Raw genomic sequence first — 21,311 nt, 5'->3', positions numbered from 1 at the left:
AGCTTAACCTTTTTGATTACTTTTGTAGAATACAATAAAGACAATGAAAAATAAAAAAACAGTAGTGCTTGGAGCAACTACAAAACCTGATAGATACGCTTTTTTAGCCATAAATAAATTAGTAGAGAAAGGACACACAGTATTGGCTATAGGTCAAAATACTGGAGAAGTTGCTGGAGTGAAAATTTATACAAAAGCGATTCCGCTTAAAAATATAGATACAATTACTTTATATTTAAATCCTGCGCGCCAGCGTGATTATTACAATTACATTGTAGAAGCTAAGCCTAAACGAGTGATTTTTAATCCAGGAACCGAAAATCCAGAATTATATCAATTGTTAGAACTTAATAATATCAAAGCCGAAGTTGCATGTACATTGGTTTTACTTACTACAAATCAATATTAGTTCTATAAAATAAAAAATTATTGTTTTTAGGAGCTATTTCCAGCTATCCGCTATATCTTTTTCTGGCAGAAAAAGCCAGAAAAAGGATGTCGCTTTTATCTGGGCTAGACCCGAAATAAACAATAGTCACGATTAGTTTTAAAAAGGAATATTTAAAGCATTTAAAACTTCTGATTTTTATAAACACAAGTCGGGTAAACCCGCAAATTTACTATTTTTGCCCTCATGGAATTTTCTTCAAAATTAATAGAAAAAGCAGTCAACGAAATGTCGCAATTACCAGGTATTGGTAAGCGTACGGCTTTGCGATTGGTTTTACATTTATTAAAACAACCCAAAGAGCAAACCGGATTTTTGGCCGAAGCACTTACAACAATGCGTGCCGATATTAAATTTTGCGAAAGCTGTCATAATATTTCCGATGTTGCAGTTTGCGAAATTTGTGCCAATACATCCAGGAATCATCAAACTATTTGTATAGTCGAAGATATTCGCGATGTAATGGCAATAGAAAATACGGGACAATATAAAGGGATTTATCATGTTTTAGGAGGGAAAATTTCGCCTATAGAAGGAGTTGGGCCAAGTCAGTTGAATATAACGAGTTTAGTCGAAAAAGTAAAACTTGGCGGAGTAGCCGAAATTATATTTGCTTTAAGCTCGACTATGGAAGGAGATACTACCAATTTTTATATCTACAAACAAATTGCCGATGTCGATATTATAATTTCTACAATTGCAAGAGGAATTGCAGTGGGAGATGAACTAGAATATGCAGACGAAGTTACCCTTGGACGAAGTATATTACAAAGAGTTCCGTTCGAAAAAACCTTCAAAAATCATTAATGATTCTTTAATCAAAATCGATATTTTCTAAATAGTAAATGAAAAGCTATATTTGCTGTTAAAATTCTACAAATGAACAAAAACTCTTTTTATCTGTTGCTGCTTATTGGAGCACTTTTTACATCTTGCATACCATTAAATGACTTAGTTTATTTACAAGATAAAGGAGCAACTGGAACAGAAAGTAATATTGCCGCTGTAGAATCAAAACCATATCGGTTACAAACAAATGATGTTTTAAGCATTGATATAAAAGCTATTGATCCTAAATTAGTAGCAATTTTTAATACTACAGAAAAAGCAAGCGGACAAACTTCTGTGCGTTCAGAGGCAGGTCTGTATTTTGATGGTTTTACGGTAGATGACCATGGAAATATCAGAATGCCAATTCTGGGAGAAATAAATGTTATGGGATATACACTTGAAGAAGTGCGTATTAAAATCGAGAAGCAATTATTAGACGAGCATTTTAAATCTGAAGCGAATATTTTTGTTACAGTAAAACTTGCTGGTTTTAGATATACAATAAATGGAGAAGTGGGATCCCCAGGTACCAAAACACTTTTTCAGCAACATGTAAATGTAATGGAAGCTATTGCTAACTCTGGCGATATTACAATTACAGGAAATAGAAAAGCAGTTACCATTATTCGTCAATCTCCTACAGGAGTAGAAATGCATGATATAGATCTTACGGATCTTAACGTAATGAAATCTCCTTACTACTATTTACAGCCAAATGACTATATATATGTAAAACCACTCAAACAAAAAACTTGGGGAACAGGTAAAACAGGAATTGAGTCTATAGGAACAATAATTACGATAATATCTTTGGCAACAACTACATTTTTACTTTTAAAACTTTAAAAACCTACTAATAAAATGTTAGATATAAAAGATTTTTCGATTTTTGATAATCAATCAAGTTTTGATTTGAAAGGATTTTTATTAAAAATCGGAGGGTACTGGAAATGGTTTTTAGTGAGTTTGATTATTGCTTTTGCAATTGCTTATCAAGTAAATATTCGTAAAGAAAAAATTTATGGAATGGAAACTTTGATTTCCATAAAAGAAGAAAATAATCCTTTTTTTACCTCAAACACAAGTTTAGTTTTTAATTGGGGAGGAACTTCAGATCAAATGAGTAGCACAACTACAGTGTTGCAATCAAGATCCCATAACGAGCTAGTTGTAGATAAACTACAATATTATATAGACTATTTAGAACAAGGAGAATATAATTTGGTAGATGCTTACGGAGCAGTTCCTTTTTATATAGCTATCGATAAATCTAAAGGACAACTTGCTGGTTCATTAATTAGTGTTAAGTTTTTAAGTGACAATGAATACGAAATCAGAATTCCTTTTGAGGGTAATTCAGTTTCATTAATTACTTACACCAATAATTCACGTAGTAATACAGCAGTAGAAATTGGAGAATTTGTAAAGAAGTATAAAGTTGGTGAGCAAGTCTCGTTGCCTTTTTTGAATTGGAAATTGCAAATTAATGATAACCCAGGTTTTTATAAAGGGAAAGAATATTTTATAAGATTTAATGATTTTGATGGAACTGTAGCGAGATATAGAGGAGTTAATGTACAATCAGACGAAAGAGGTGGTTCTATACTTACTTTAGGAATGCAAGGTACTAATAAAGCAAGAATGGTAGAGTATTTAAATTCTACCGTAAAAATGTTAATGAAAATCCAACTTGACAGTAAGAATCAGTTTGCTACAAATACGATTAGTTTTATTGACAGTACACTTGTGGCAATGGAAACTCAGTTAAAGGAAACAGGGGATGAGTTAAAGTCATTTAGAAAGGGCAAAAATGTTTATAATATAGAAGAAGGAGGAGCTAAGTTTTCGGACAAAATTATGGATTTTGATATCGAAAGAGATGAAATTACCCGTAAAGTAGCTTATTATAATTCATTAAAAGCATATTTAAAAAATAGTGTTGATTATTCTAAATTGCCGGCGCCATCTGTTGCAGGAATTGAAGATCCAAATATTGTTGTAAATGTTTCTAAATTAATTTCGCTTTCTACGCAAAGATCAGAAATGGCTTATGCAGTAAAAAGTGATAAGATTTTTAAAGATTTTGACAATCAAATGATGGCTGTTAAAAATGTTTTGTTAGAAAATATTGCTTCAGCAAAAGCTTCATTACAGTATGATTTGGGAATGGTAAATAGTAAAATTGGTCAGACCGAAAGTACAATTAAAAAATTACCAGAAGAGCAGCAAGAGTTGTTGAAGATTAAAAGAAAGTATGATTTAAGCGATAATATTTATAGCACATTTCTTCAAAAAAGAAGCGAAGCGGATATTGTAAAAGCGGCTAATCTATCAGATATTCATTTTATAGATCCTGCCAAAGATGTTGGAGGAGGATTGATAGGGCCTAAAACATCTGTTAATTATGTTCTGGCATTATTCTTAGGGTTGTTAATTCCACTAGTAGTGATTTTGGCACTTTTCTTTATTAATAATTCAATCCAGAATATAGAAGATGTTAGTAAACAAACACAGATTCCGTTAATAGGAGTAATCGGTGTAAGTGGCGAATCTTCAAGTTTAGCGGTATTCGACAGGCCTAAATCGGCATTATCGGAATCGTTTAGAGCAATACGTTCTTCCTTGCAATTTTTATATAAAAAACAACAAGTTGATGGGGCAAAAACATTAATGATCACTTCATCAGTAAGTGGTGAAGGAAAAACATTTTGTTCTATTAATATTGCTACAGTTTTTGCCTTGAGCGAAAAAAGAACAGTTATTGTTGGTTTAGATTTAAGAAAGCCAAGATTGGCAGAAGAATTTAATTTGACTAATGAAGTTGGAGTAGTGAATTATTTGATTAAGAAAAAAAGCTTAGCTGAAATCACGAATGCGACTAAAATTCCATATTTAGATGTTATCCTTTCAGGACCAATTCCTCCAAATCCTTCAGAATTGATTTTGGGAGAAACGATGAAAGAGTTTATTGATGAGTTGAAGAAAAAATATGATTATATAATCTTAGATACACCTCCAGTTGGTCTTGTTTCCGATTCTTTGGAATTGGCACAATATAGTGATGTAACCTTATATATTGTAAGGCAAAATTATACCAAAAAGGATATGATTACGTTGTTGAATAACAGAGTTAAAAGGGGTGAGCTAACAAATGCGAGTATAGTTTTGAATGGTTTTGAGAATAAAGCCAAATACGGAACAACTTATGGATATGGTAATTATTCTAACGGATATCATGAAGAGTCTGAAAAGCCAAGTTTTTTGCGAGCTATTTTCAATAAATTGAATAAAAAATAATATCGAGTAACTTTAAAGTATTAATTATGGAATCACAAAACACGATATTAATTACAGGAGGAGCTGGGTTTATTGGTTCAAATCTTTGCGAGTATTTTTTAGGGCAAGGACATAGAGTTGTTTGTTTAGATAATTTTTCGACAGGACATCGACATAATTTAAAAGATTTTATTTCTAATCTTAATTTTAAATTGATAGAAGGAGATATTCGTAACATCGCTGATTGTTTGGCAGCAGTGCAAGGAGTTGACTATGTTTTGCATGAAGCTGCTTTAGGTTCAGTTCCGAGGTCGATAAATGATCCGATAACAACTAATGATGTTAATGTTTCTGGATTTTTAAATATGCTAGTGGCTTCACGTGATGCTAAAGTGAAAAGGTTTGTATATGCTGCAAGTTCATCTACTTATGGAGATTCTGAAGGATTGCCAAAGGTAGAAGATGTTATAGGGAAACCATTATCGCCTTATGCAATTACAAAATATGTAAATGAATTGTATGCTGAAATTTTCAGTCGAACGTATGGCTTAGAAACTATTGGATTGCGTTACTTTAATGTTTTTGGGAGAAAGCAAGATCCGAAAGGAGCATATGCTGCTGTGATTCCTAAATTTGTCATGCAATTAATGGCTTTAGAAAGTCCTTTGATTAACGGAGATGGAAATTTCTCAAGAGATTTTACTTATATTGATAATGTGATTCAGATGAATGCTTTGGCAATTGCAACAAAGAATCCAGAGGCTATAAATACAGTTTATAATACGGCATATGGTGATAGAAATACATTAAATGACCTAGTAGGCTATTTGAAAAAATATTTGTCTGAGTATGAGCCTAAAATTGCTTCAGTAGAAATAACATATGGACCTAATAGATCAGGGGACATTCCGCATTCTTTGGCAAGTATTGAAAAGGCGAAAAGACTACTGGATTATAATCCTGAATATTCATTGCAAGAAGGCTTGAAAGAAGCTGTAAGTTGGTATTGGAATAATTTGAAATAATAACATTCTTTAATATAGAATGAAAAATATAAAATAAAACATTTATAAATTTAATTAGATGAAAATCACAAAGATTTGTTGTATTGGTGCGGGTTATGTTGGAGGGCCAACAATGGCAGTTATAGCGCAAAAATGTCCGCATATACAAGTTACAGTAGTTGATTTAAATGAAGAAAGAATCAATGCATGGAATGATGAGGATACTAATAACATTCCGATTTATGAACCAGGTCTTGATAAAATTGTAGCCGAAGCTAGAGGACGAAACTTATTCTTTTCTACTAATGTTGAAAAAGCTATAGACGAAGCTCAAATTATTTTCATATCTGTAAATACGCCTACTAAAACCTATGGAAAAGGAAAAGGTATGGCAGCAGATTTAAAGTATATCGAGTTATGCGCAAGACAAATTGCAAAAATTGCAAAAGATAATAAGATTGTAGTCGAAAAATCGACATTACCTGTGCGAACTGCAGAGGCAATCAAGAGTATTTTGGATAATACAGGAAATGGAGTTCAGTTTCAAATACTATCAAATCCAGAATTTTTAGCTGAAGGAACTGCGGTAACAGATTTATTAAATCCAGATAGAATCTTAATTGGTGGTGATACTACACCAGATGGTAAAATAGCCATAGATGCTTTGGTAGAGGTGTATTCTAATTGGGTAGCATCAGATAAAATACTTACTACAAATGTATGGTCATCAGAATTGTCAAAGTTGACTGCAAATGCATTTTTAGCTCAAAGAATATCATCAATTAATGCAATGTCTGAATTGTGTGAGAAAACTGGGGCAGATGTAAACGAGGTAGCTAGAGCAATTGGTATGGATACCAGAATTGGTTCTAAATTTCTTAAAGCTTCAGTTGGATTCGGAGGGTCATGTTTTCAAAAAGATATCCTAAATTTAGTTTATATTGCTAAGACATATGGATTACATGAAGTAGCTGATTATTGGGAACAGGTAATTATTATGAATGACCACCAGAAAAGAAGATTTTCTAATAAAATAGTTCAGACATTATATAATACTGTTTCAGGGAAAAAAATAGCATTTTTAGGTTGGGCCTTTAAGAAAGACACTAACGACACTCGTGAGTCAGCTGCAATTTATGTAGCAGATGATTTAATAAATGAACAAGCTAAGATTGCGGTTTATGATCCTAAAGTTTCCAGAGTAAAAATGCTGAATGATTTAAATTATTTAGAGACTAGAAGTTTAGATGAAAATGCTAAAATGGTTGCGACTTTTGATAATGCTTATGATGCTTGCTTAGGAGCTCATGCAATTGCCGTGCTAACAGAATGGGATGAGTTTGTAGGTTATGATTGGGAAAAAATATATGACTCTATGCAAAAACCAGCTTTCGTTTTTGACGGGAGAAATATATTAAATAGAGAAGAATTAGAGAAAATAGGATTCGTATATTTAGGAATTGGTTCTTGAAATCTTGATTGTGGTTAATTGAGAATTACTGCATTAATGTTTATAAGTGAATTTCATAATAAGTAGATAATAATGAATTGGTACGTAGTTTATACGAAGCCCAAATGGGAAAAAAAAGTAGCGGACCAATTAAATAAAATTGGGATAACGTGTTATTGTCCATTAATTACTCAAATTCGACAATGGTCAGATAGGAAAAAAAAGATAGAAGTCCCTTTGTTTAATTCTTATGTTTTTGTTCAATTAAAAGATTTGGATAGAAATTTAGTGTTTCAAACACCTGGGGTAATTCGTTATTTGTTTTGGTTAGGAAAGCCAGCAATTGTAAGAGATGAAGAAATAAATGTTATTAAAAATAGTTTGAGTTCTCCAATCATTAGTGAAGTTTCATTAGTTCCATTTAAAATAGGGGATAAAATAAAGTTAGATTCTGGAGTTTTTAGTAATCAGGATGCAATTGTTCAAGAAATATCGAATACTCATTATATTTTGGTTTTGGAATCATTAGGCTGTGTGTTAAAGATAAAATATAAATAAATTAACAAGATGAACATAGGTTACTTGTAAGAGTTTATGATAAAAAAGAATCACTAAAATTAGTGATTTTTTTATGTTTAATACTTTTATTAGCTGTTTTTTTAGTGTTGATTTTTAGTTGGTTGTGTTTTTTTTATGTTGAATGATATATTTTTTGATTTTTCCATGGTTTTTGATATTGAATTAATAGCCTTATTATGGTATATTTGCCGAAATTGTATGTTCGCTTATCGAAGTCAAAATGTGACTTGGATAAGCGAAGCTGTGTAAATAAATGATTAAAATAACTAAAAAAGACTAGTAATAATGGAGAAAAACATAAAAATAGCAGTTATAGGCTTAGGTTATGTTGGTTTGCCATTGGCTAGGTTATTTTCTACAAAATATCCGGTTGTTGGTTTCGATATCAATCAGACTAGAATTACTTCTTTACAATCTGGTACTGACACAACATTAGAAGTTGATGATGAGACATTACAGAAAGTATTACTTAGTGAAGTTGGGGATACTGTTGGATTGTATTGTACTTCTAAAATAGAGGATATAAAAGACTGTAATTATTATATTGTTACAGTACCAACTCCAGTTGATAAAAATAATAGACCAGATTTAACTCCATTATATAAATCAAGTGAAACGGTTGGTTCTGTTTTAAAAAAAGGAGATATTGTTATTTACGAATCTACTGTTTATCCAGGCGTAACAGAGGAGGAATGTGTTCCCGTTTTGGAAAAAATATCTGGATTAAAATATAATGTTGATTTTTATGCAGGTTATTCTCCAGAACGAATTAATCCTGGAGATAAAGAGCATACTGTCGAAAAAATATTAAAAGTAACATCCGGCTCAACTCCAGAAATAGGGAAGAGAGTCGATGACTTGTATAAAACTGTTATTACAGCTGGAACGCATTTGGCACCAACAATAAAAGTTGCTGAAGCGGCAAAGGTTATTGAAAATTCACAAAGAGATATTAATATCGCATTTGTAAATGAATTAGCTAAAATATTCAATTTGATGCAAATTGATACTCAAGCTGTTTTAAAAGCCGCAGGAACAAAATGGAATTTTTTGCCATTTAAGCCAGGACTAGTTGGAGGTCATTGTATAGGTGTAGATCCTTATTATTTGGCACAAAGAGCTCAAGAGTTTGGATATCATCCAGAAATTATTTTAGCTGGACGACGTTTAAACGATAGTATGGGAGAATACATTGCTTCGCAAGTAGTGAAGTTAATGCTTAAAAAAGGAATTTATGTAAATGGAGCTAATCTTTTAATGCTAGGAATTACATTTAAAGAGAATTGTCCTGATGTTCGCAATACTAAAATTGTTGATTTAATTCAGGCTTTGAAAGAATATGGTATTACAATTACAATATTTGATCCATTAGCAAGTTTAGAAGAAGTACATAAAGAATATAAATTAGATATAACAAATACAATTCCTAATGAAAAGTTTGATGCTGTTGTCTTAGGTGTAGCGCATACAGATTTTTTAAATTTGAACTTTACAGAATTACAAAAAACAAATAGCTTGTTGTACGATGTAAAAGGGGTACTAGGAAATGTAGCAGATAATAGACTATAAAATTAAGATACATCTACTTGTTTTATTAGTTAAAAATAGATTATGAATACAAAGAACTCAATTATACATGTTGTTTTAACTGGAGGAATTGGTAGCAGATTATGGCCACTCTCTCGTAAAAGTATGCCTAAACAATATTTAGAAATTTTCGAGGGAAAATCACTGTTTGAAATGACAGTGGAGCGAAATGCAAATCTAGCTGATAAAGCAATGGTAGTTGGAAATGTAGATAACTGTCATTTGAGTGAAAAAGTAATGGGTAAATTAGATAAAACTTATATAAACATAGTTGAATCGACCCCAAGAAATACAGCAGCAGCAATTGCTTTTGCGGCATTTGCTTCGCAATCGGACGATATTCTAATTATAACGCCATCTGATCACATTATTGATGAAATGGAAGAATATGAATTAGCGATAAAAAAAGCTATTAGTAAAGCTAAAGAGGGTTACATCGTAACTTTTGGAATCGTTCCGACAAAACCAGAGACTGGTTATGGTTATATAGAATCAAAAGGTGATGATGTTATTTCATTCAGGGAGAAGCCTAATAGTGTAACTGCAAAAAGTTTTATTGCACAAGGGAACTTTTTATGGAATAGTGGAATGTTTTGTTTTAAAGCAGGTGTTTTATTAGATGAATTGAAAGCATATCAACCAGAAATATATGAGAAATCTAAAAAAGCTTGGGAACTTAATCAGAATGGTAATTTAGATTTAGAACTTTCACTTGACATTCCTTCAATAAGCATTGATTATGCAGTTATGGAAAGAAGTAAGAAAATAAAAGTTGTACCAGCTTCTTTTACATGGTCAGATTTAGGTTCATTTGAGTCTGTTTATGATTACTTAATTAACAAAGGACATTTTGTCGATAAATGCGGAAATATGGTTATTGGCTCTGATAAGTACACTGCTTTTTTAGGATTAAAAAACACTATTTTTGTGTATACTGATTCTGCGAACTTAATTTTGCAAAAAGAAAGTTCACAAGATGTTAAGGATTTATATTGTGATTTAGAAAAAGAAAATTCAGAATTGTTGAATTAATAAAATAAAATGAAAAAAATACTTATAACAGGAGGTGCTGGATTTATTGGGTCACACGTAGTAAGACGTTTCGTGAAAAAATATCCAGAGTATCAAATATTTAATTTAGATGCATTGACATATGCGGGTAATCTAGAAAACATTAAAGATATCGAGAATGAACCAAATTATACTTTTATTAAAGGAGATATTGTTAATGAATCTTTTATAAACGAACTTTTTTCTGAAAATAATTTTGAAGGTGTTTTGCATTTAGCAGCTGAATCTCATGTAGATCGTTCAATAGAAGATCCGTTAGCATTTGTTAGAACAAATGTTATTGGCACAATGAATTTATTGAATGCAGCCAAAAACCAATGGAAAAACAATTTCGAGGGAAAAAGATTTTATCACATTAGTACTGACGAGGTTTATGGTTCACTTGGGGCTGAAGGACTGTTTACAGAAAAAACATCATATGACCCTAATTCCCCTTATTCTGCTTCGAAAGCAAGTTCAGATCATTTTGTGAGAGCTTATGGAGAAACTTATGGATTGCCTTATGTTTTAACGAACTGTTCAAATAATTATGGATCTTATCATTTTCCTGAAAAATTAATCCCACTTTTTATCAATAATATTATCAATAACAAACCATTACCAGTATACGGAGATGGGAATTATACTCGGGATTGGTTATTCGTTGAGGATCATGCTATTGCTATTGATTTAGTTTTTCATGAAGGTAAAAATCATGAGACCTATAATATTGGAGGCTTTAATGAATGGAAGAATATTGATTTGGTAAAATTATTATGTCAAATCATGGATGAGAAATTAGGAAGAAATAAAGGAAATTCTCAAGAATTAATTACGTACGTAAAAGATAGACCTGGACATGATTTACGTTATGCAATTGATGCCTCAAAAATTAATACAGAATTAGGATGGAAGCCTTCTGTTACTTTTGAAGAAGGATTAGAAAGAACCATAAACTGGTATCTGAATAATGAAGAGTGGTTACAAAATGTAACTTCTGGGACTTATAAAGATTACTATAAAAAACAATATTCTTAAAGATGGTAATTCCTAATTCAGGATATTGAATTAGGGCTATCTAAATGAATTCGACTAAATTAACTATGAAAAAGATAACCGCAGTACTAGTATTATTATTTACTTTTTTTGTATCATTAAATATGTCAGCTCAGGATATCCTACAGTCAAAGGATTTAAGTACTGTTAAGGTTGATTATTTATCTGATAGTGATATTAATAAAATTAAGAATCAATTAAATGCTAAAGACCTTACTATAGATGATGCAGAGGAAGCAATTTTGTCAAAAGGGATGAGTAAATCTGAATTTTCGAAGTTAAAAACAAGAGTGGACGAAATCTCTAGAAAAGAGCCAAAAAAGAAGAGTTCAAATGATAAGGATTCAGATGATAAGAATCTAAAAGATAAGGACAAGAATAAAAAAACTGAGTTTGGAAGGAAGCAACAAGAAGTAGTTAATAACAAAATTAAGGATTCTGTAAACGCTTTAATTTTTGGTTCTGAATTGTTTGATAATCCAACTTTAAATTTTGAGCCTGATTTAAAATTAGCTACACCAATGAATTATATTCTTGGACCTGGAGATGAATTGCAAATTAGTGTTTATGGCGTTCAGGAATTTGATGACAATATTCCAGTGAGTGTTGAAGGAAAAATTACGATACAATATGTTGGCCAAATTGCTGTTTCAGGAATGACAATTGAAGCTGCTACTCAAAAAATAAAAGCTGCAATAGCAAGAGTTTATAGTACAGTACGTTCTGGACAATCTCAAGTTAGTGTTAGTTTGGGGCAAATACGTACTATTAAAGTTACCATTGTTGGAGGAAAACAACCTGGAAATTATTCTGTTTCATCTTTAGCAACCGTTTATAATGCTTTGCATTTAGCAGGAGGACCTGGGAAGAATGGAAGTTATAGAAACATTGAATTGATTCGTAATAGCAAAATTTATAAAAATATAGATATTTATAAATTTCTAGTAAAAGGTGATCAATCTGATAATGTAAGTTTGAAAGAAAATGACGTGATTAGGATTCCTGCTTATAGCCAGAGAGTTACGTTAGAAGGGGAAGTAAAGCGTCCAGGAATTTTTGAAATGAAAAAAGGAGAAACGTTTAGTGACTTATTATCATTTGCTTCAGGATTTAATGAGTTTGCCTATACAGCATCTGTAAATATATTGCAAAAAACAGGGAAAGAATTTAAGGTACATGATGTGAACGAAAGTGAATTTAGTGTATATCAACCACAGTCTGGAGATGTTGTTAAAGTTGCAAAAATTTTAAATAGATTCGCAAATCGTATTCAAATTGAAGGAGCCGTTTTTAGACCAGATTTCTATTCTTTTTCAGAAGGTATGCGTATATCTGAATTAATAACCAGAGCGGAAGGTTTGAAAGAAGATGCATATACAAAGAGAGCAAGAATTATTCGTTTAAAATCTGATTTAACAACAGAAATTGTGAATGTTGATTTAGTAAATGCTTTGTCTGGAGATTTGAATGCTGATATACTTTTGAAAAGAGAAGACATTGTAACAGTATATTCTATTTTAGATTTTAGAGAAGAATATAAAATTACAATTGATGGAGAAGTTAAGAACCCTGGAATATACGAGTATTATGAAAATTTAACTTTGAATGATTTGGTTGTTCAAGTTGGTGGATTAACAGGTTCTGCATCAAAAAGAGTTGAAGTAGCAAGAATGAAAAAGTCGGATGCGATAAATGATACGGATCCAAAGCGAGTTGATGTATTTGAACTTGAAATTACAGCAGATAATAATGAACAGATAAAGAACTTTTTATTAATGCCTTTTGATGTTATTAACATACGAAGAATGGCTGTTTATGAAAAGCCAGAAATGGTAAAAATAAGTGGAGCAGTTTCTTATCCTGGAAAGTACGTTTTGGCGAATAAAAAAGAAACAGTTTATAATGTTGTGATGCGTGCAGGAGGATTGACATCAATTGCTAATCTTGACGGAATGAAGATTAAAAGACCTATCAAAGAAGAGCAAATCGAAATGCTTGAAAGTATAGATTTGAATTTCTCAAAAGATACTTTAAAGGAGAAGAAGTTAGCTAAAAAATTAAAAGAAGAATTAAAGTATGCTACCATTCCTGTAGATTGGGAAAGGATTGTTAAGGACAAAAATCATTACTCAAATGTTACTTTGTTTCCTGGTGACGAAATAGAAGTAGCAACTTATAATGAAGGTGTAAAAGTAACAGGGAATGTGTTGTTGACTTCAGAAATTCCATATAGAAGTGGAAAAAGTTTTAAATATTATTTAAATGCAGTTGGAGGCGTCGATAATATGGGTTGGAAGAAGAAAGCTTATATCATATATCCAAATGGTAAAGCAGCTGTAGCTAGTTCCTTTTTATTTTTTAGATCTTATCCAAAAGTTACGCCTGATTCTCAAATTGTTGTTCCTGAGAAGCCAGTAACTAAAAAAATGACAGCTGGAGAGTGGGTTGGAATAGGTAGTGTGGTTTCGAGTTTAGCATTATTGATACTAACTGCTTTTAAGTAAAAATAAGTTTTAAGAATGGATAATAGACCTATTGAAAACGATGAAATTTCGTTAAAAGAATTATTAGTAAAAGCAAAGGAGTGGTATGATTATTTGCTATCTCAATGGAAAGTGATTCTATTGGCAGGAATAGTAGGAGCTGTTTTAGGATTGACATATTCTTTTATAAAAAAACCAATCTATACAGCAACTTTATCTTTTGCATTAGAGGATGAGAAATCGGGAGGTGGTCTAGGTAGTGCATTAGGACTAGCAGGCTCACTAGGACTTGACCTTGGAGGAGGAGGAGGAAGTATTTTTACAGGTTCAAATTTAACAGAGTTATTTAAATCTCGTAGGATGGTCGAGCAAACTTTATTGACGCCTGTTAATTACAATGGAAAAATAATTTCTTTAACAGAAATGTATATTGAGATTAACGAACTAAGAAAAAGTTGGAAAGATAAACCTAAATTAGCAAACATTCAGTTTCTAATAAATACAGACCGTAAGTACTTTACAAGGGTTCATGATAGTATTTTAGGTTCTATTTATCAAGGTTTATCTATAGGTGGATTAGCAGTTGGTCAAAAAGATAAAAAAGTAGCTATTATTAATATAGATATGTCTTCTACCAATGAGTTATTTGCAAAATATTTTTGCGAAGCACTTGCTAAAAATGTATCTGATTTTTATGTTGATACCAAAAGTAAAAAAGCAAGAACGAATATGTTAGTTTTACAAAGACAGACTGATTCTATTAGGGCTGAACTTAACGGAGCAATAACAGGAGTAGCAGTTGCGAACGATAATACTTTTAATTTAAACCCAGCTCTTAATGTACGTCGAGCTCCTTCAGTTCGGAGACAAGTTGATGTACAGGCTAATACAGCTATATTAACTGAATTGGTTAAACAATCTGAGTTGGCTAAAGTAACATTACGCAAGGAAACACCTTTAATACAGATAATTGACAGACCTATTTTACCCTTAACTAAAACACATTTCGGTAAGATTAAAGGATTAGTAATCGGCGGTTTTTTAGCTATTTTTTTGGTATTATTGGTATTAACAATTAGAAAAATACTAAAAGAGCTAGATGTTTAAGTTGGGTCAGATTTTATACATTTTAAGTTACTTTGTATACTAGGTTATTGGGGATATGTATAATAGTATTTTTTAGGGTCTACTAACATCGTTATTTTAAGAAAAGAACTTAGAATAATGTGAATTTTTGTAGCATTTTTGTCTTATAAAAATGAAATTTATTATATGCATTTTTGATAACTTCTTTTTTAGATTGAAGTCTTTAATTTTAAAATTAAATAAATGTAATCTCATTTTTTAGTTTATTGCATAAGCATACTTTTATTTTAATATATGTCTTTAAAAAAGCAGGCCTTACGAGGTTTTATTTGGTCGTTTTTGCAACAATTTTCGACTCAGTTGATTACATTTTTGGTTCAAATTATTTTGGCAAGAATTCTTTTGCCTTCAGAATTTGGATTGATAGGAATGTTAACAGTATTTATTGGTATAGGAACAGCATTATTTGAAGGAGGAATGACAAGTTCGTTAATTAGGGTTTCAAAAATAGATTCGAGGGACTATTCGACTGTTTTTTTTTTTAATTTAGGAGTTAGTTTATTGATATATCTTTTATTTTTTCTTTCGGCTCCTTATATAGCATTATTTTACAGACAACCTATACTAACGGATATAGCGAGAGTATATGGGCTTTCTTTTGTTTTTCTAGCTTTTGGAACCGTTCAAAATACTATTTTGACAAAAGAAATGAAATTTAAGAAGCAGGCTATTATCACATCCCCCGCATTACTAATTGGAAGTTTGTTAGGCGTTTTTCTTGCATATAATGATTTTGGAGTTTGGTCTTTAGTGTATTCAATGCTTTTGACAAATTTATTAACATCAATCTTTTTGTGGTTTTCGTCCGATTGGTATCCAGAATTTATTTTTGATATTGATAGATTTAAATTGCATTTCCATTTTGGATATAAAATGACGATCTCGTCACTTTTAGATACTGTTTTTACAAATATTTATCAAATAATTATAGGTAGGATTTATAACCCTATAACAGTAGGGTATTATACTAGAGCTAATTCCTTGATGATGTTACCTGTTGGTAATATTTCTGCAGCACTGAATAAAGTCGTTTTTCCTCTTTTTGCAAAAGTGCAAGATGATATACCTGCTTTAAGAGTAGTCTATAAAAAGATTATGCTGATGGTTCTTTTTATTATAACTCCTATAATTGTATTAATGGCATTGTTAGGAAATGAGCTTGTTACTTTTTTATTTACTGAAAAATGGCTACCTGTTGTCCCTATTTTTCAGATTATTTCCCTTTCTGGGATTTTGTATCCTTTACATCTTTACAATTTGATGATACTCCAGGTTAAAGGCAGAAGTGATTTGTTTTTAAGATTAGAAATAATAAAAAAAATAATCCTAATATTTATAATAATTGTTTCTGTTTTATTCGGTTTTAAAGCTTTGTTAATAGGATCTGTTATTGCGTCAATAATAGCACTTTTTATTAATACCTATTATGCAGGTTCTATAATTGATTATACTATGAGGCAACAATTATTAGATATAATGCCAATTTTTATTATTTCAATTTGTATGGGACTAGTGATTTTTATTGTTAATAATAGTTTAACTGATTATAATGATATTTCCCGACTTATTATAAGTAGTATAGTGGGAGCAATAGTTTATATTTTTTTTGCATTTATATTTAAATTTCAAACTATAAGTGATATTAGAAACTTAATTTAAAGAATATGATACCAGTTACTAAACCATTTTTACCTCCACAAGAAGAATATCAACAATTTGTTAATGGAATTTGGAAGAGACAATGGCTAACAAATATGGGACCACTTGCGAGTGAGTTAGAGATGAATCTTAAAGAGTATCTTAAAGTAAATCATTTGTTGTTTGTGACCAATGGTACTGTTGCTTTACAGATGGCTATTAAAGCTTTAGGAATAAGTGGAGAAATAATTACCACCCCTTTTTCGTTTGTAGCAACAACATCATGTATTGTTTGGGAAGGATGTACACCTGTTTTTGTAGATATAGAAGAGAGAACGTTAAATATTGATGCCTCAAAAATTGAGAGTGCAATAACTGATAAAACAGAAGCAATCTTAGCAACCCATGTATATGGAAATCCTTGTGATGTTGTAGCGATTGAAAATATTGCAAAAAAGTACAATTTAAAAGTAATCTATGATGGGGCTCATGCTTTTGGGGTTCAAGTTAAAGGTAAATCTATTTTTGAATACGGAGACATCACTACTTGTTCATTGCATGCTACTAAATTATATCATTCAATTGAGGGAGGTTTAATTATTACAAAATGTTCAGACTTACTTAAGAGACTTGCTCATACTCGCAATTTTGGAATTTCTGGATTTGATACATTCTCTGAATTAGGAATTAATGGCAAGAATTCTGAGTTTCATGCAGCTATGGGTTTAGTAAATTTGAATTATATTAAAGAAATACATGATAGTAGAAAACTATTGGTATCTCGTTATGATGAGAGACTACAGGGATTAAAAGCCTATCGTCCAATCTGGCATAAAGATTCTGATCAAAATTTTGCATATTATTGTGTAGTTCTTGAAAGTGAAGAATTATTACTCAAGATTAAATCAATTTTAGATGAAAATGAAATTTTTACAAGGCGTTATTTTTACCCTTCTTTAGCTAGTGCCTTGCCATATCTTGAACCTAAATATTTTGCAGTAACTGATACCATATCTAAACGTGTTTTGTGCTTGCCTTTATATTATGATTTAACTGTAGAAGAAGTAGATTTAATTTGTAGATTAATTTTAAGAGTTCAGAATAATTAAAATAAAATAAAATGATTAAAAATATAATAGAATATTTTATTGAAACGGTAATAAATAATGGCAGTAAAACTGCAGTGATTGAAGGTGATAGGAAGATAACTTTCGCCGAATTAGATGTGAAATCTAAAATTTTGGCACATCATATAATTAATCATGTTAATCATGTGAATAAACCAATTGCAGTTTTTCTTCCAAAAACAATAGATAGTGTCATTTCTAATGTTGCTATTACATTTAGTGGAAATATCTATATGAATTTAGATATTAAGACTCCTATGGATAGGATAAATAATATTATTTCATTAATAGAACCACAATTAATTATCACAAATTCTACGTATTTAAAACAAATAGAGGGCTTAGGAACTTCTCATCAAATATTAAATATTGATGCTATTGATTTTAGTAATGATGTAAGTGAAGATGAAATATTGCTAAATAGACTTTGTGGATTAATTGATACTGATCCATATTGCATAATCAATACATCGGGATCTACAGGTACACCAAAAGGTGTAGTACTTAATCATAAAAGTTTCGTCGATTTTACAGAATGGTCGATTGACACTTTTAAGTTTTCAAATAATGAAATAATAGGGTCTTTGTCTCCATTAGTTTTTGATATTTACAGTTACGAATTATGTATGCTTATGTCTAAAGCTTCTACTATAGTATTGATACCCGATAGTTTAGCAGCATTTCCCATTAAAATTTTAGAAATCTTAGAAAAAGAAAAAATAACGTTCCTTTTTTGGGTTCCAACAATTATGGTCAATATTGCAAATATGACATTGTTAGACAAAATAAACTTGCCTTCTCTAAAAACTGTTTGGTTTGCAGGTGAGGTATTTCCAACAAAGCAATTTAATTATTGGAAAGACAATTTAAAGGAATGTTTATTTGCTAATCTATATGGGCCTATTGAAATTACATTAGATTGTACTTATTTTATTATAGATAGAGACATTCCAGATGATGAGCCTTTGCCAATTGGCTTTACTTGTAGAAATACGGATGTTTTGATCCTTAATGATGAAGATAAATTAGTTGAAAAAGGGGAAGAGGGAGAATTGTGTGTTAGAGGAACTTCACTTGCAATGGGGTATTATAATAATCCTGAAAAAACTTCATTAGCATTTGTTCAAAATCCACTTAATAAGTCTTATCCCGAAATTATTTATAGAACGGGAGATATCGTTTCTGTTAATAATAGAAATGAAATTATTTTTAAAGGTAGAAAAGATAGTCTTATTAAGCATTTAGGATATAGAATTGAATTGGGTGAAATAGAACATGTTATTGTTAATACTTTAAAAATAGCTAAGAACGGTTGTATCGTTTATAATGTAAATAAAAAAGAAATTACTCTTTTTTATGAGGCAAATCATGAGATTTCTATTGTAGAGTTCAGGAAAGAACTTACAAAAGTATTTCCAAAATATATGATTCCTACTGTTTATATTTTTATGGAAGAATTACCAAGAAATACTAATGGAAAAATAGATCGTCTTTTTCTTAAAAATAAGATTAATATGTAATGAGAAAAGTAAGCGATTTTAGTGAAATTAATCAGGCTGTGGTTAGGATTAAAAATTTTAAAAAGAAAATAATTACTAATTTTTACCCGAACCGTGAAAAGAATGAAGTTTGGATATCTGAAGGAAACTTTTATATAATAGAATTTGCTGAAGTAACTTATTTTCTTAATAAAAAATCTGATTTTTATGTATTGTTTTTTATTGCATCTTCTAATGAAGAGTTAGTAAATTCACTTTCTAAATTGATGAAGGACTTTGAAGATGAAAAATTGATTTTAGATATTGTACAAAGAGAAGAGACTTCAGAATTGTTAGACATATTTTATAGCCAATCTTTTAATTATTATACGTCGCTTGTTAGAATGAATAGGTTAAATGTAAAGAAGGATTTTTCATCGGTTGCGATTGAAGGAATAAAAGACGCTTCAATTAAAGATTTAAATTCTTTGTATAATTTATTTCAAACATTTTTTGATGAAAAAGCGGAACAATTACCAGAAGAGAAGGAATTAGAGAGATGGATAAAAAATAAAAATGTTTTGATTTTTGAAGATGAGAATGAGATAGGTGGTTTTTTGATTTACGAAATTATTGGAAGTACTTTATACTTAAGATATTGGTTTGTGCATCCTGATTTTAGAGAAAAAAAAATAGGATCTAAACTTTTTAATGTTTTTGAAAATAGAGGTAAGGATACAAATAGACATCTGTTTTGGGTAATAAAGAGTAATGAAAATGCAATAAAGAGATATAAGCATTATGGATTTGTTGAAGAAAAAATGTATAATTTTGTGCTCACAAATAAAATGATAAAATATGAATGATAAAATAATATCAATTTTAAATGATATAAGACCAGAATTTGATTTTAATGAGCCAACTGAAAATTTTATTGAAGCTGGAATGTTAGATTCGTTTGATTTGGTAACCTTAGTAACAAGTTTGGATGAGTCTTTTGAAATATCAATTGATGGAACAGATATATTACCAGAAAATTTTGCAAATGTTGAAACTATTTCTAGTTTATTGATTAAATACATCAAATAATGAATTTGTACTTCAAAGACAAAGAAATTACGGGAATGTTGGTGATAATGCCTTCAAATGAAATAAAGTTTGAAGACGAAATGGAAAATTATAATTTTTCTACTGCAAAATCTCTAAAATTAAAAGCCGCTCTTGGGTTAAATAAGAGGAGAGTGGCTCCAGAAGGTATCTGTTCGTCTGATTTAGCTATTAGAGGTCTTGATTATCTTTTTTCAACAGGTAAGTTGCAAAAAGAGGAAATTGATGCACTTATTTTTGTGACTCAATCACCAGATTATATTATGCCTCCAACTAGTAATGTTATTCAAGGACATTTTAATCTAAAACAAGACATGATTTGTTTGGATATAAATCAAGGATGTGCTGGTTTTATTATCGGATTAAATCAGGCTTTCATGTTACTGGAACAATCTTCAATTTCTAAAGTTGTCTTAGTAAATGCTGATGTATTGAGTACTAAAGTATCAAAAAGAGATAGAAACAGTAATCCATTAATTGGGGATGCTGCTTCAATTACAATAATAGAAAAGTCATCTGAAAAAAAAGAAATTTTCGGAACAATAAAAATGGATGGAACGGGAGCATTCTCTTTACAAATTCCAGCGGGTGGATCTAGGTTGCCAATTTCTGATGAAACAGGAGTTATGTATGAAGATATTAGTGGTAATTTTAGAAGCAAGGAAAACCTTGTAATGAAGGGAGATGATGTGTTTAATTTTGTTCAAGCAGAAGTTCCTCCAATGATTGATTCGCTATTGCAAGCAGCAAAGATTGATAAGAATGAGGTTGATTATTACATGTTTCATCAGCCAAATAAATTTATGTTAAACAAAGTTGCAGATAAGATTGGAATTAGCAGAGAGAAGATGCCTGCAAATGTTGTCGAAAACTTTGGGAATTCTAGTGGTGTAACAATTCCAGTAGTTACATGTTTTAACATATCAGAGGAGATTAAAGAAAAGAAGTTGAAAATTTGTTTTTCAGGATTTGGAGTAGGCTTGACATGGGCTTCATTGCTTATGGATGTTGGACCTTTATCTTTTTGTGAAATAATAGAATATTAAAAAAA

The 21,311-nt window shown here is 30.6% G+C and carries 18 protein-coding genes; all 18 read left to right on the top strand.

What is annotated here, in order from left to right; genetic code table 11:
• The first annotated feature begins 43 nt into the window (after positions 1-43).
• The 18 genes from OA93_RS03280 to OA93_RS03195 all read left to right on the top strand — a co-directional run bounded on the left by OA93_RS03280 (position 44) and on the right by OA93_RS03195 (position 21,306).
• Complete coding sequence (locus OA93_RS03280) at positions 44-409, top strand: CoA-binding protein (RefSeq protein ID WP_039111727.1); 366 nt, start codon at positions 44-46, stop codon at positions 407-409.
• Between the two features lie 225 nt (positions 410-634).
• On the top strand, positions 635-1,255 hold the full coding sequence (gene recR, locus OA93_RS03275; protein WP_039111726.1) for a recombination mediator RecR: 621 nt from the start codon (positions 635-637) through the stop codon (positions 1,253-1,255).
• A 72-nt stretch (positions 1,256-1,327) separates the two neighbouring features.
• Positions 1,328-2,125: a polysaccharide biosynthesis/export family protein gene (locus OA93_RS03270; RefSeq protein WP_039111725.1), complete on the top strand. Its 798-nt coding sequence runs from the start codon at positions 1,328-1,330 to the stop codon at positions 2,123-2,125.
• 15 nt (positions 2,126-2,140) lie between these two features.
• Positions 2,141-4,576: a polysaccharide biosynthesis tyrosine autokinase gene (locus tag OA93_RS03265; RefSeq protein WP_039111724.1), complete on the top strand. Its 2,436-nt coding sequence runs from the start codon at positions 2,141-2,143 to the stop codon at positions 4,574-4,576.
• 26 nt (positions 4,577-4,602) lie between these two features.
• A complete protein-coding gene (locus OA93_RS03260) occupies positions 4,603-5,580 on the top strand; it encodes an SDR family oxidoreductase (RefSeq protein ID WP_039111723.1) in 978 nt (325 codons plus the stop codon).
• Positions 5,581-5,638: 58 nt separating this feature from the next.
• A complete protein-coding gene (locus OA93_RS03255; protein ID WP_039111722.1) occupies positions 5,639-7,030 on the top strand; it encodes a UDP-glucose 6-dehydrogenase in 1,392 nt (463 codons plus the stop codon).
• 72 nt (positions 7,031-7,102) lie between these two features.
• Entirely contained in the window at positions 7,103-7,567 is a 465-nt protein-coding gene (locus OA93_RS03250) for a UpxY family transcription antiterminator (protein ID WP_039111721.1), read from the top strand.
• Between the two features lie 306 nt (positions 7,568-7,873).
• Entirely contained in the window at positions 7,874-9,157 is a 1,284-nt protein-coding gene (locus OA93_RS03245; protein ID WP_039111720.1) for a nucleotide sugar dehydrogenase, read from the top strand.
• Between the two features lie 42 nt (positions 9,158-9,199).
• Entirely contained in the window at positions 9,200-10,207 is a 1,008-nt protein-coding gene (locus OA93_RS03240; RefSeq protein ID WP_039111719.1) for a mannose-1-phosphate guanylyltransferase, read from the top strand.
• Between the two features lie 9 nt (positions 10,208-10,216).
• Positions 10,217-11,263: a dTDP-glucose 4,6-dehydratase gene (rfbB, locus tag OA93_RS03235; protein WP_039111718.1), complete on the top strand. Its 1,047-nt coding sequence runs from the start codon at positions 10,217-10,219 to the stop codon at positions 11,261-11,263.
• Positions 11,264-11,328: 65 nt separating this feature from the next.
• Complete coding sequence (locus tag OA93_RS03230) at positions 11,329-13,785, top strand: SLBB domain-containing protein (protein ID WP_039111918.1); 2,457 nt, start codon at positions 11,329-11,331, stop codon at positions 13,783-13,785.
• A 15-nt stretch (positions 13,786-13,800) separates the two neighbouring features.
• Positions 13,801-14,871: a Wzz/FepE/Etk N-terminal domain-containing protein gene (locus OA93_RS03225; protein WP_039111717.1), complete on the top strand. Its 1,071-nt coding sequence runs from the start codon at positions 13,801-13,803 to the stop codon at positions 14,869-14,871.
• A 273-nt stretch (positions 14,872-15,144) separates the two neighbouring features.
• The gene (locus OA93_RS03220; protein ID WP_039111716.1) at positions 15,145-16,569 is read left to right on the top strand and encodes a lipopolysaccharide biosynthesis protein; all 1,425 of its coding nucleotides are present in this window, start codon (positions 15,145-15,147) and stop codon (positions 16,567-16,569) included.
• A gap of 5 nt (positions 16,570-16,574) precedes the next feature.
• Complete coding sequence (locus OA93_RS03215; protein ID WP_039111715.1) at positions 16,575-17,657, top strand: DegT/DnrJ/EryC1/StrS family aminotransferase; 1,083 nt, start codon at positions 16,575-16,577, stop codon at positions 17,655-17,657.
• 11 nt (positions 17,658-17,668) lie between these two features.
• Complete coding sequence (locus OA93_RS03210) at positions 17,669-19,195, top strand: amino acid adenylation domain-containing protein (RefSeq protein WP_039111714.1); 1,527 nt, start codon at positions 17,669-17,671, stop codon at positions 19,193-19,195.
• Positions 19,195-20,019: a GNAT family N-acetyltransferase gene (locus tag OA93_RS03205; protein WP_039111713.1), complete on the top strand. Its 825-nt coding sequence runs from the start codon at positions 19,195-19,197 to the stop codon at positions 20,017-20,019. The genes OA93_RS03210 and OA93_RS03205 overlap by 1 nt, the downstream gene beginning before the upstream one ends.
• Positions 20,012-20,242 carry a phosphopantetheine-binding protein gene (locus tag OA93_RS03200; RefSeq protein WP_039111712.1) on the top strand — a complete coding sequence of 77 codons (231 nt, stop codon included), beginning with the start codon at positions 20,012-20,014 and terminating at the stop codon, positions 20,240-20,242. Before OA93_RS03205 ends, OA93_RS03200 begins: the two co-directional genes overlap by 8 nt.
• Complete coding sequence (locus tag OA93_RS03195) at positions 20,242-21,306, top strand: ketoacyl-ACP synthase III (protein WP_039111711.1); 1,065 nt, start codon at positions 20,242-20,244, stop codon at positions 21,304-21,306. Before OA93_RS03200 ends, OA93_RS03195 begins: the two co-directional genes overlap by 1 nt.
• Positions 21,307-21,311 lie beyond the last annotated feature (5 nt).

The organism is Flavobacterium sp. KMS (assembly GCF_000813005.1).
In the GTDB taxonomy this organism is placed as follows: Bacteria; Bacteroidota; Bacteroidia; order Flavobacteriales; family Flavobacteriaceae; genus Flavobacterium.
This window is presented reverse-complemented; position numbering and strand designations above follow the sequence as displayed.

Coding starts and splice junctions, on each gene's coding strand:
- OA93_RS03260 (WP_039111723.1), top strand. CDS start 4,603: ATGGAATCACAAAACACGATATTAATTACAGGAGGAGCTGGGTTTATT.
- OA93_RS03195 (WP_039111711.1), top strand. CDS start 20,242: ATGAATTTGTACTTCAAAGACAAAGAAATTACGGGAATGTTGGTGATA.
- OA93_RS03270 (WP_039111725.1), top strand. CDS start 1,328: ATGAACAAAAACTCTTTTTATCTGTTGCTGCTTATTGGAGCACTTTTT.
- OA93_RS03215 (WP_039111715.1), top strand. CDS start 16,575: ATGATACCAGTTACTAAACCATTTTTACCTCCACAAGAAGAATATCAA.
- rfbB (WP_039111718.1), top strand. CDS start 10,217: ATGAAAAAAATACTTATAACAGGAGGTGCTGGATTTATTGGGTCACAC.
- OA93_RS03250 (WP_039111721.1), top strand. CDS start 7,103: ATGAATTGGTACGTAGTTTATACGAAGCCCAAATGGGAAAAAAAAGTA.
- OA93_RS03220 (WP_039111716.1), top strand. CDS start 15,145: ATGTCTTTAAAAAAGCAGGCCTTACGAGGTTTTATTTGGTCGTTTTTG.
- OA93_RS03210 (WP_039111714.1), top strand. CDS start 17,669: ATGATTAAAAATATAATAGAATATTTTATTGAAACGGTAATAAATAAT.
- OA93_RS03230 (WP_039111918.1), top strand. CDS start 11,329: ATGAAAAAGATAACCGCAGTACTAGTATTATTATTTACTTTTTTTGTA.
- OA93_RS03225 (WP_039111717.1), top strand. CDS start 13,801: ATGGATAATAGACCTATTGAAAACGATGAAATTTCGTTAAAAGAATTA.
- OA93_RS03205 (WP_039111713.1), top strand. CDS start 19,195: ATGAGAAAAGTAAGCGATTTTAGTGAAATTAATCAGGCTGTGGTTAGG.
- OA93_RS03245 (WP_039111720.1), top strand. CDS start 7,874: ATGGAGAAAAACATAAAAATAGCAGTTATAGGCTTAGGTTATGTTGGT.
- OA93_RS03255 (WP_039111722.1), top strand. CDS start 5,639: ATGAAAATCACAAAGATTTGTTGTATTGGTGCGGGTTATGTTGGAGGG.
- OA93_RS03240 (WP_039111719.1), top strand. CDS start 9,200: ATGAATACAAAGAACTCAATTATACATGTTGTTTTAACTGGAGGAATT.
- OA93_RS03200 (WP_039111712.1), top strand. CDS start 20,012: ATGAATGATAAAATAATATCAATTTTAAATGATATAAGACCAGAATTT.
- OA93_RS03280 (WP_039111727.1), top strand. CDS start 44: ATGAAAAATAAAAAAACAGTAGTGCTTGGAGCAACTACAAAACCTGAT.
- recR (WP_039111726.1), top strand. CDS start 635: ATGGAATTTTCTTCAAAATTAATAGAAAAAGCAGTCAACGAAATGTCG.
- OA93_RS03265 (WP_039111724.1), top strand. CDS start 2,141: ATGTTAGATATAAAAGATTTTTCGATTTTTGATAATCAATCAAGTTTT.